Origin of the sequence: Streptomyces sp. SID5910 (assembly GCF_009862125.1) — a bacterium.
Taxonomy (GTDB): domain Bacteria; phylum Actinomycetota; class Actinomycetes; order Streptomycetales; family Streptomycetaceae; genus Streptomyces.
In genome coordinates this window covers 19,026-29,244 of sequence record NZ_WWHX01000063.1, presented here as the reverse complement: position 1 = coordinate 29,244, position 10,219 = coordinate 19,026, and the positions used below count along the sequence as shown (strand labels likewise).

Below are 10,219 nucleotides of genomic sequence, written 5' to 3'. Positions count from 1 at the left end.
CCACAGCGCGAAGTTGGTCCCGGCCACCCCGTCCGGACCCGCCCGGAACCGGGCGCCCAGCGGCACCGGCGTGCCCGGCCAGGCCGGCACGGCGGGCGGCGGCGCGGCACGCCGCGCACCGTTCACCACGACGGCGGGGCGCCCGTCCTCGGCGGCCCGCTTCCCGGCCACCGCCTCCTGCTCGGCTGCGCTGGACACCTGTCAGCCTCCCACGGCTCGTGGGACGACGTCCGGCAGGAGGGCGTACGGCGTCCCGGCCGCTGCTCCCCGTCGCGTCGTCCTCCCCACTGTTCTGCCCACCCCGTGGCTCGCACTCACGTTTCCCCAGGGCCGGCCGGTCGTTACGGGTGGATGTGAGGCACGTACAAGGGCGCGCACGGCGCGCGGGGGCCGTACTGGCCGCCGTCATGACATGGGCAGGACTGCTGGCCGGGGCCGCCGGATGCACCTCGGGCAGCAGCGGCAGCGGCATCGGCTCCGGCATCGGCTCCGGCATCGGGGAGGTGTTCGGCAAGCCGCCCGCCCCCGAGGACGTCATCCGCGTCACCCCGGACGACGCGAGCAAGGACGTCCGGCCGGAGAAGGAACTGTCGGTGCGGGTGCCCGAGGGGCGCCTGGAATCGGTGAAGGTCGTCAAGTCGCAGGACGCGCAGGAGACCCCGGTACCGGGCCGGATCTCCGCCGACGGGCTCAGCTGGAAGCCCGCCGAGGACCGGCTCGCCCTGGCCGCGCGGTACACCGTCGACGCCGTGGCCCTGGACGCCCACGGGCGCCGCTCCGCCCGGCACACCACCTTCACCACCCACGTCCCCGAGGAACGCTTCATCGCCTACACCGCCCCCGAGAACCGCTCGGTCGTCGGCACCGGCATGATCGTTTCGCTGGAGTTCAACCGGGATGTCACCGACCGCGCCGCCGTGGAACGCGCCGTCTCCGTCACCGCGAAGCCCGCGACCGAGGTCCGCCCCCACTGGTTCGGCAAGGACCGCCTCGACTTCCGGCCCCAGAGCTACTGGAAGCCCGGCACCGAGGTCACCGTCGCCCTGAACCTGCGGGACGTGGAGGGCGCGCCCGGCGTCTACGGGCTCCAGCACAAGACGTTCTCCTTCACCGTCGGACGCAGCCAGGTCTCGCGGGTCGACGCGGTCGAGCGGACCATGGAGGTGCGCCGCGACGGCACCCTGCTGGCCACCGTGCCGATCACCGCCGGGGCACCGACGACGCCCACCTACAACGGCAAGATGGTGATCACCGAGCTGCTCGACGTCACCCGCATGAACAGCCGCACGGTCGGCTTCGGCGGCGAGTACGACATCCCGGACGTCCCGCACGCCATCCGCCTGACCAGCTCCGGCACCTTCCTGCACGGCAACTACTGGGCCCCCGCCGACACCTTCGGCCGGGCCAACGTCAGCCACGGCTGCGTCGGCCTGCGCGACGTCAAGGGCGGCGGGTCCGACACCCCGGCGGGCTGGTTCTTCGACCGCAGCCTCGTCGGCGACGTCGTCGAGGTCGTGCACAGCAAGGACAAGACCGTCGCCCCCGACAACGGCCTCAGCGGATGGAACATGAGCTGGACCGCGTGGAAGGCGGGCGGCGCCGTCCGCTGACCCGGGGCAGCACGGCCCCAACTCGGTACGGAACAGTGACAATTCCTCTGGCCGCAACGTCCCTGGCCTGCGGTTACGATGCGCCGGTGCGCGAGTGTGCGCACTGGGGCGCGGGCCGGACCAGGCCCGGCGAGGGGAGACAAGGTGAGCGTGCGTCCGATATCGGGGACGTCGGCGGCCGGCATCCGGGGGCGGAACGGCAGGGGAACACGCAGGGGACTGCCGGCACTGGTGCTCGGCGTGCTGCTGGCGGTCACCTCCTGCGGCGGAGGCGGCACGGACCCGGGGTCCGGCGACGGCAAGGGCGGCGGCAAGGACTCCACCGCGGCGCAGAGCAAGCAGTCCGAGGCGGTCGTCACCATCGCCCCGAGCAACGGGGCGAAGGCCGTCGACACCAGCGGCGCCCTGAAGGTCGCCGCGGCCAAGGGCAGGCTCACCGAGGTCGTCGTCAAGGACGCCGGGGGCGCGAAGGTCGACGGGACGATATCCGGGGACGGCGCCACCTGGACGCCGTCCGCCCACCTGGCCGCCGCCACCGCCTACACCGTGCACGCGGTCGCCAAGGACGCCGAGGGCCGCACCGCGGCGGAGGACTCCCGCTTCACCACCCTGACCCCGAAGAACACCTTCACCGGCACCTTCACCCCCGAGGACGGCTCCAAGGTCGGCGTCGGCATGCCGTTCTCGATCCGCTTCAGCCGGGGCATCACCCACCCCGATGACGTCGAGAAGGCCATCCGCATCAGGACCGAGCCGGCCGTCGAGGTCGAGGGCCACTGGTTCGGCAACGACCGCCTGGACTTCCGCCCGGAGAAGTACTGGCAGGCCGGCACCAAGGTCACCGTCGACCTCGCCCTGGACGGCGTCGAGGGCCGCGAGGGCGTCTACGGCAAGCAGACCAAGACCGTCTCCTTCACCGTCGGCCGCAAGCAGGTCTCCGTCGTGGACGCCAAGAAGCACACGATGCAGGTCGTCCGGGACGACAAGGTCCTCAAGACCATCCCCGTCACCACCGGCGCCCCCGGGTACGAGACGTGGAACGGCCAGATGGTCATCACCGAGAAACTCGCCGTGACCCGCATGAACGGCGAAACGGTCGGCTACGGCGGCGAGTACGACATCAAGGACGTCCCGCACGCCATGCGCCTGTCCACCTCCGGCACCTTCATCCACGGCAACTACTGGGGCGGCGACGCCTTCGGCAACCGCAACGCCAGCCACGGCTGCGTCGGCCTGCGCGACGTGCAGGGCGGCTGGGACGGCAAGACGCCGGCCGCCTGGTTCTTCGACAACTCGCTCATCGGCGACGTGGTGGTCGTCAAGCACTCGAACGACGAGACCATCGCCCCGGACAACGGCCTCAACGGCTGGAACATGCCGTGGGAGCAGTGGAAGGCGTAACAGGGCAGAGCGACTCCCGCGCCCCGCAGGGGCGCGGGGAACTGCGCGAGCAACCCACCACCGCCGTGACCTGACGACGCACCCGCGACTGCCGCGGCGAGTGAACGCCCGCTAACCTGCGGAGCATGACCGTACACCTCGAAGTCGCGGACGGCGTCGGCACGCTGCGCCTGGACCGTCCGCCCATGAACGCGCTGGACATCGCCACGCAGGACCGGCTGAAGGAGCTCGCCGAGGAGGCCACCCGGCGCGACGACGTGCGCGCCGTGGTGATCTACGGCGGCGAGAAGGTGTTCGCGGCGGGCGCGGACATCAAGGAGATGCAGGTGATGGACCACGCGGCGATGATCACGCGCGCCCGTGCCCTCCAGGACTCCTTCACCGCGGTGGCCCGCATCCCCAAGCCGGTCGTCGCCGCCGTCACGGGCTACGCGCTGGGCGGCGGCTGCGAACTCGCCCTCTGCGCCGACTTCCGCATCGCCGCGGACAACGCCAAGTTCGGCCAGCCCGAGATCCTGCTCGGCCTGATCCCCGGCGCGGGCGGCACCCAGCGCCTGTCCCGGCTGGTCGGCCCCTCCAAGGCCAAGGACCTGATCTTCACCGGCCGCCAGGTGAAGGCCGACGAGGCGCTGACGATCGGCCTGGCCGACCGCGTGGTGCCCGCCGCCGAGGTGTACGAGCAGGCGCACGCCTGGGCCGCCCGCCTCGCCAAGGGCCCCGCGATCGCGCTGCGCGCGGCGAAGGAGGCGATCGACACCGGCCTGGAGACGGACATCGAGACCGGCCTCGCCGTCGAACGGAACTGGTTCGCGGGCCTGTTCGCCACCGAGGACCGCGAGCGCGGCATGCGCAGCTTCGTGGAGGAGGGCCCCGGCAAGGCGAAGTTCGTCTGAGCCGGCCGTCCCGAACCGGCCGACCCGAACAGGTCGTCCCGAACCGGTCGACCTAAACAGGTCGTCCCCCTTGCAATTGACGTGATGTCTCATCCGGGTCCCTCGGCAAGGCGGTTTATGGCAGCCTTAACGCACCATTAAGCGCGCCTTGTCGAGGGAGTCCGCCGATTGTCTCCGGCCGAGCCGTCCGCGCAGGTCAGCGACGCTGTTCGCGATCCCGAACTGCCCCTGGCACATGCCAGACGCCCCCCGGGACCCCCCGGCTCTGCGCCGGCGCATTCACGAGGAACCACCCCGGAGCCCGGCAAGGGCCGCCATGATGGGGGCATGGCGGGGCTGGAGGGTACGGAACAGCCGCGGGGAGCCGGACGTGCGACCGCGGCGCGCTGGTCGCCGGCGGTCGAGGACGAGTTCGCGCTCAAGGCGCTGGAGCTGTACGGCAACCCGACGGAGCGTGACATTCCGTTACCGTCCCGCCCCGAGTCCGCCGCCATCGCCCGCCGTCTGGCGCAGGTGGTGGCCCTGCGCCAGTGGCACCTGTCACCCAAGGTGACGGAGGACACCGTCCTGCTCGTCTCCGAACTCGTCGGCAACGCCGTACGCCACACCGGCGCCCGCGTCTTCGGCCTCCACATGCGCCGCCGCCCCGGCTGGATCCGCGTCGAGGTCCGCGACCCCTCCCGCGGGCTGCCCTGTCTGATGCCGGTCCAGGAGACGGACATCAGCGGACGCGGACTCTTCCTGGTCGACAAGCTGTCCGACCGCTGGGGCGTGGACCTGCTGCCACGCGGCAAGACCACCTGGTTCGAGATGCGGGTCACCGACCGCTGACCCCGCGCCCAGACACCGTCCGGCGAGGAGCCGCCCGCGGGACCGGCCACCGTTCGGACGAATCACCTGTTTTCTTGTACAACCCCCCCTTAAATGGTGCGGTGACCACGACCGACCGCCGAACCGCACTGACCGCGTGCGCCGGACTCGTCGCCGCGGGAGCGCTGACCACCGGATGCGGCACCAAGGGCGCCGCCGCCCACCCCGCCGCGCACCCCTCCGGCTCCGCGCCGGCCCCGCCCCGCACGTCCCGTCCGCCCGCCGCCCCCACCGCGCCCGCGCCCCGCCGCTTCCCCGGCCACCCCGTCCAGGTCGCCCACGGCCCCCGCGACCGCCCCCGCGTCGCCCTCACCTTCCACGGCCAGGGCGACCCCGCCACCGCCCGCGCGATCCTCACCGAGGCCGAACGGCACGGCGCCCGCGTCACCGTACTGGCCGTCGGCACCTGGCTGGACGCCCACCCGGAACTGGCCCGCCGCATCCTCGACGGCGGCCACGACCTCGGCAACCACACCGAGCACCACCTGGACGTCAACGCCATGACCGAGGCCGAGGCGTACGCCGAGATCACCGGCTGCGCCCGGCGCCTGCGACGCCTCACCGGCTCCATCGGCACCTGGTTCCGGCCCTCCCGCGCCGCCCGCGCCTCCCCGCTCGTCGAACGCCTGGCCGTCCGCGCCGGCTACCCGCACGTCCTGTCCTACGACGTCGACTCCCTCGACTTCACCTCGCCCGGCGCCCCCGCCGTCACCCGCACCGTGCTCGGCGCGGTCCGCGCCGGGTCCGTGGTGAGCCTGCACTTCGGTTACGCGGACACGGTCGCCGCGCTCCCGGCCCTACTGGACGAACTCGACCGCCGCGGACTGCACGCGGTGACCACCACGGAGCTGATCGGCTGATGCACGCCCGAACCCTCACCCGCACCCTGATCGCCGCCCTCACCCTCGCCGCCCTCGCCGCCTGCGGAGACGGACAGCGGCAGTCCGGCGGCACACCCCCGAGCACCCGCGCGGCCAAGGCCACCCCCGCCGAGCGCGGGCCCGCCGTCGACGGCCTGCCCGGCATGCCGCCCGTCCTCGACCCGAAGGACGTCTACGCAGCCGACCGCCCGAACAAACTCTCCCCGGTGGTCAAGGACTTCCCCTCCCGGATCTACGTCCCCAACACCGAGTCCGACACCGTCACCGTCATCGACCCGAAGACCTACAAGGTCATCGACACCATCCCGGTCGGCCGGCAACCCCAGCACGTGGTGCCGTCCTGGGACCTGAAGACCCTGTGGGTCAACAACGACAAGGGCAACACCCTCACCCCCATCGACCCGCGGACGGGCGAGGCGGGCGAGCCGGTCGACGTCCACGACCCGTACAACCTGTACTTCACCCCCGACGGCAAGTACGCCGTCGTGATGGCCTCCCTCGACCGGGAACTGGTCTTCCGCGACCCGCACACCATGAAGGTGAAGAAGACCGTCCCCGTCACCTGCTACGGCGTCAACCACGCCGACTTCTCCGCCGACGGGCGCTACTTCATCGTCTCCTGCGAGTTCAGCGGCGAACTGCTCAAGGTCGACACCCGCGCGATGAAGGTCGTCGCCCAGCAGAAACTCCCCTTCGACGGCGCCATGCCGCAGGACGTCAAGATCTCGCCCGACGGCAAGAAGTTCTACATCGCCGACATGAAGGCCGACGGCATGTGGGTGCTCGACGGCGACACCTTCGCCACCCCCACCCTCCTGCCCACCGGCAAGGGCGCCCACGGCCTCTACGTCGGCCGCGACTCCCGCGAGATGTACGTCTCCAACCGGGGCGAGGGCACCGTCTCCGTCTTCGACTTCACCCGCGACGAACTCACCGCGAAGTGGCGCCTGCCCGGCGGCGGCAGCCCCGACATGGGCGGCGTCTCCGCCGACGGCAAGGTCCTGTGGCTGACCGGCCGCTACGACGCCGAGGTGTACGCCATCGACACCCGCACCGGCGAACAGCTCGCCCGCGTCAAGGTCGGGCAGGGCCCGCACGGCCTCGCCGTCTACCCGCAGCCCGGCCGCTACTCGCTCGGCCACACCGGCATCTTCCGCTGACGGCAAAGGGGTTCGGCCAACACGCCACCATCGGGTGACGATCCGCGGCCCGGCGCCGCGGAGCCGGGATCGTACGCCCATGATCACCACACGCCTGCGGCACCGGGCCGCCGCCGCCGTCCTGTCCCTGACCGCCGTCCTCGCCACCTCCGCCGCCGCCCCCGGCTCGGCGGCCCCGGCGGCGGCACCCGCGAAGGCCGCCCCCGCCTGCCCCCAGTTCGACGACAAGACCACGGCCGCCGCCGACCGGGACGTCGACATCGACCGCATCACGCCCGAACCGGTCTGGCGCACCACCTGCGGCACCCTCTACCGCAGCGACAGCAGGGGCCCGCAGATCGTCTTCGAGGAGGGCTTCCACGCCAAGGACGTGCGCGACGGCCAGTACGACATCGAGAAGTACGTCCTGGTCAACCAGCCCTCGCCGTACGTGTCGACGACGTACGACCACGACCTGTACAAGACCTGGTACAAGTCCGGCTACAACTACTACATCGACGCCCCCGGCGGCGTCGACGTCAACAAGACCATCGGCGACACCCACAAGTGGGCCGACCAGGTCGAGGTCGCCTTCCCGGGCGGCATCCAGCGCCAGTACATCATCGGCGTCTGCCCGGTCGACAAGCAGACCAAGACCGAGATCATGACCGACTGCGAGAGCAACCCCCACTACCAGCCCTGGCACTGACCACCCGCCTCCGGTGGGGGGAGCTTGAGTCTCCACCCACTGGAGGGCCCAGACTCCTCGGCATGACCGACGACGGCACCGGACTCATGACCATCGGTGAGCTGGCGCGCGCCACCGGGCTGACCGTGCGCACCATCCGCTACTGGTCCGACGAGGGCGCCCTGCCCCCGCTAGCCCGCTCCAGCGGGGGCTACCGGCTCTACGACGCCGCGTCCGTCGCTCGCCTGGAGCTGATCCGCACCCTGCGCGAACTGGGCCTCGGCCTGGCCGACGTGCGCCGGATCCTGTCCGGCGAGACGACGGTCGCGCAGGTCGCGGCGGCGCACGTCAGCGCGCTGGACGCGCAGATCAGCTCGCTGAAGGTGACCCGTGCGGTGCTGTCGACCGTGGCACGACGCGGCTCGACCGCCGAGGAGATGACCCTGATGAACAAACTGGCCCGGCTGTCCGCAGCCGAACGCGCCCGCATCGTCGACGACTTCATGACGGAGCTCTTCGACGGCATCGACACGGCCGACCCCGACGTCCGCCGCCGGCTGCGGTTCACGGCGCCCACGCTGCCCGACGATCCGACGCCGGAGCAGGTCGACGCCTGGGTGGAACTGGCCGAGCTGATCCAGGACCCCGGCTTCCGGGCGCTGATGCGCAGGATGGTGGAGTTCAACGCGGCCGACCGGGGGCCGGACGTCCCCGCCGGCACCTCCATGTGGTTCGTCAGCCGCCTCGTGCAGCTCGCGGGCGACGCGCTGCAAAGGGACATCGCCCCCGAGGCGCCCGAGGCCGCGGACGTGCTGCGCCCGCTGCTCGGCGCCGCCGACCCGGCCGCCGTACGGGAACGCCTGACCGCGATGACGCACAGCCGCGTCGGCCGGTACCGGGAACTGGCGGCCGTCGTCAACGGACTCGGGCCGCAGCCGACCTACGCGGAGGAGTTCGGGTGGGTGGTCGCCGCACTGGAGGCCCGGACGGGCAGCTAATCTGACCTGCGTCAGTGGCGTGCGACAGCACGACCGGAGCACGGATGAGGGGCTGATCGGTGGCGGACATCGAGGAAGCGCGCAAGCAGTTCGAGCGGATCGATACGGACGGTGACGGGTTCATCACCGCTGCCGAGTTCAAGACCGCGCTGGCCCAGGGCGGTGACTGGAACGTCACCGAGTCGGTGGCCGAGGCGATCATCGCCGGCCGTGACCTCAACGGCGACAAGCAGCTGTCGTTCGACGAGTTCTGGGCGCACCTCAACAAGTAGGCGACGCCCGACGGGGCGCCCACCGGCCGACCGGTGGGCGCCCCGTTCGTATGTCCTGGCGGCGGCGTTACATGTGTTCGCATTTCTCGTTACTCCCGTGAAGAGCCGGTTGAGTGTGGGAGTTGGGGGAGCGATGAAGACGTGTCGTGCTGGAGGGGACGGGTGGGTCTGCGGCAGGTCATCTGCCCGGTACCCGCTGACGCAAGGGCTGTGTAAGACGCACTATGCGCAGCTTCGAAGGCGAGGCCTCCTGGCGCCTATCAACCTTGAACGGGCCTCGGCGGAAGGCCGAACCTGCGATGTTCATGGGTGCCTGAGGGCTGTGTCGGCCAAGCGGCTCTGCACGGGGCACTATCAGCAGCAGCGGAGCGGGCGGCCGCTTACACCGTTGAAGAAGAAGCGGGGGAACGGGGCCATTCAGGAGATGGTCCAGCTCGGAGCCATCCAGTGTCTCCACTGTCGTCAACGCAAGCCGCGGTCCGAGTTCTCGACGCTCAATGCCTCGGGCGCTCCTCGACCGTACTGCAAGCCGTGCAACGCGGAGCGCGTCCGTCTGCGGCACTACAACGTGACCAGGGAGTTCGTTGACCAACTACTTCTGAGTCAGGAAGGGAAGTGTGCCATTTGCGGCACTCCGGGATCGGCTGAGGGGACGATGCATATCGATCACGACCATGCCTGTTGCCCAGGTGGGCGCAGTTGTGGTGCCTGCGTACGGGGGCTGCTCTGTAGCCGCTGCAACCATCATGGGCTGGGTTGGTATGAAGCCCTGCCGTCCGAGCTCCGCACGTTCGGCTTGTTGAACAGTTACTTGGCAGTTCCGCCGGCGAAGCGGCTGCGGATGGAGCAGTCACCACCCGCAGCAGCGTAGGTGGGTCAAGCGCCTTCGGCCCATTCCCTGAGGGCCGCCTTGGTCTCGAAGGCAGCGACATTCTTGTCCATCGGGTCGTCGGTGTACTGGTGGAAGCGCCACTTGGCCTGGATGCGCGGCTTGCCGGCCGACACGTAGTCGGCGATCCACAGGCCATCACCCGCGTACGACGTGGTGTCCACGGTCAACCAGTAATTTCTGTTCGTGTAGAGAATGACCCGGTTGTCCGGCCGCAGTGCCTTCAGCTTCCGGATGAACTGGTCCTTCTCGGCGTTGCTCGCACGGGTGCCCTCACCGGTCGTCTCCCAGTCGACGGCGAGGATGTCGCCCTTCCTCTCCGGCGCCTTGGAGAGGAAGTACTCGGCCTGGGCGGTGAGGTTCCCGGGCCACAGGAAGTGGTAGAAGCCGACGACGAGCCCGGCGTCGCGCGCCCGGTCCGTCTGGGCCGCGAGTTTCGGACTCACGTACGAACGGCCCTCCGTCGCCTTGACGAAGACGAAGGACAGGCCGTCCGTGCCGTAGCTGGATGACTGGTACGCGCTCACGTCGATGCCGCGCAGCATGAGGACTCCCTCGGATGCCGTTGGGGCTGAAGT

The 10,219-nt window shown here is 70.7% G+C and carries 12 protein-coding genes; 10 read left to right on the top strand and 2 right to left on the bottom strand.

What is annotated here, in order from left to right:
- Positions 1-198: hypothetical protein (locus GTW67_RS02660; RefSeq protein ID WP_161163175.1), on the bottom strand; the 198-nt coding region annotated here is incomplete at its 3' end.
- A gap of 155 nt (positions 199-353) precedes the next feature.
- Here GTW67_RS02660 and GTW67_RS02655 point away from each other — a divergent pair.
- From GTW67_RS02655 to GTW67_RS38435, 10 genes are all read left to right on the top strand, one after another.
- The gene (locus GTW67_RS02655; protein WP_161163174.1) at positions 354-1,610 is read left to right on the top strand and encodes an Ig-like domain-containing protein; all 1,257 of its coding nucleotides are present in this window, start codon (positions 354-356) and stop codon (positions 1,608-1,610) included.
- A gap of 144 nt (positions 1,611-1,754) precedes the next feature.
- Positions 1,755-3,011, top strand: coding sequence for a L,D-transpeptidase (locus GTW67_RS02650; RefSeq protein ID WP_346010537.1), 1,257 nt, complete (start codon positions 1,755-1,757; stop codon positions 3,009-3,011).
- Between the two features lie 125 nt (positions 3,012-3,136).
- A complete protein-coding gene (locus tag GTW67_RS02645; protein ID WP_161163172.1) occupies positions 3,137-3,904 on the top strand; it encodes an enoyl-CoA hydratase/isomerase family protein in 768 nt (255 codons plus the stop codon).
- 327 nt (positions 3,905-4,231) lie between these two features.
- Positions 4,232-4,735: an ATP-binding protein gene (locus GTW67_RS02640; protein ID WP_161163171.1), complete on the top strand. Its 504-nt coding sequence runs from the start codon at positions 4,232-4,234 to the stop codon at positions 4,733-4,735.
- 101 nt (positions 4,736-4,836) lie between these two features.
- Positions 4,837-5,634 carry a polysaccharide deacetylase family protein gene (locus tag GTW67_RS02635; RefSeq protein WP_161163170.1) on the top strand — a complete coding sequence of 266 codons (798 nt, stop codon included), beginning with the start codon at positions 4,837-4,839 and terminating at the stop codon, positions 5,632-5,634.
- Positions 5,634-6,815 carry a YncE family protein gene (locus GTW67_RS02630; protein ID WP_161163169.1) on the top strand — a complete coding sequence of 394 codons (1,182 nt, stop codon included), beginning with the start codon at positions 5,634-5,636 and terminating at the stop codon, positions 6,813-6,815. The genes GTW67_RS02635 and GTW67_RS02630 overlap by 1 nt, the downstream gene beginning before the upstream one ends.
- A gap of 79 nt (positions 6,816-6,894) precedes the next feature.
- On the top strand, positions 6,895-7,503 hold the full coding sequence (locus GTW67_RS02625) for an ADP-ribosyltransferase (RefSeq protein WP_161163168.1): 609 nt from the start codon (positions 6,895-6,897) through the stop codon (positions 7,501-7,503).
- A 62-nt stretch (positions 7,504-7,565) separates the two neighbouring features.
- Complete coding sequence (locus GTW67_RS02620) at positions 7,566-8,480, top strand: helix-turn-helix domain-containing protein (RefSeq protein WP_161163167.1); 915 nt, start codon at positions 7,566-7,568, stop codon at positions 8,478-8,480.
- Positions 8,481-8,539: 59 nt separating this feature from the next.
- Positions 8,540-8,752, top strand: a complete 213-nt coding sequence (locus tag GTW67_RS02615) for an EF-hand domain-containing protein (RefSeq protein WP_161163166.1) — start codon at positions 8,540-8,542, stop codon at positions 8,750-8,752.
- Between the two features lie 133 nt (positions 8,753-8,885).
- Positions 8,886-9,623, top strand: a complete 738-nt coding sequence (locus GTW67_RS38435; RefSeq protein ID WP_524539737.1) for an endonuclease domain-containing protein — start codon at positions 8,886-8,888, stop codon at positions 9,621-9,623.
- Positions 9,624-9,628: 5 nt separating this feature from the next.
- Here the strand turns inward: GTW67_RS38435 and GTW67_RS02605 are convergent, their stop codons facing one another.
- A complete protein-coding gene (locus GTW67_RS02605; protein ID WP_161163165.1) occupies positions 9,629-10,186 on the bottom strand; it encodes a glycoside hydrolase family 25 protein in 558 nt (185 codons plus the stop codon).
- Between the last annotated feature and the right edge of the window lie 33 nt (positions 10,187-10,219).

What these genes read in the sequence shown, in the direction of transcription:
- GTW67_RS02605 (WP_161163165.1), bottom strand. Translation starts at nt 10,186, where the DNA reads ATGCTGCGCGGCATCGACGTGAGCGCGTACCAGTCATCCAGCTACGGC.
- GTW67_RS02625 (WP_161163168.1), top strand. Translation starts at nt 6,895, where the DNA reads ATGATCACCACACGCCTGCGGCACCGGGCCGCCGCCGCCGTCCTGTCC.
- GTW67_RS02620 (WP_161163167.1), top strand. Translation starts at nt 7,566, where the DNA reads ATGACCGACGACGGCACCGGACTCATGACCATCGGTGAGCTGGCGCGC.
- GTW67_RS38435 (WP_524539737.1), top strand. Translation starts at nt 8,886, where the DNA reads ATGAAGACGTGTCGTGCTGGAGGGGACGGGTGGGTCTGCGGCAGGTCA.
- GTW67_RS02630 (WP_161163169.1), top strand. Translation starts at nt 5,634, where the DNA reads ATGCACGCCCGAACCCTCACCCGCACCCTGATCGCCGCCCTCACCCTC.
- GTW67_RS02645 (WP_161163172.1), top strand. Translation starts at nt 3,137, where the DNA reads ATGACCGTACACCTCGAAGTCGCGGACGGCGTCGGCACGCTGCGCCTG.
- GTW67_RS02640 (WP_161163171.1), top strand. Translation starts at nt 4,232, where the DNA reads ATGGCGGGGCTGGAGGGTACGGAACAGCCGCGGGGAGCCGGACGTGCG.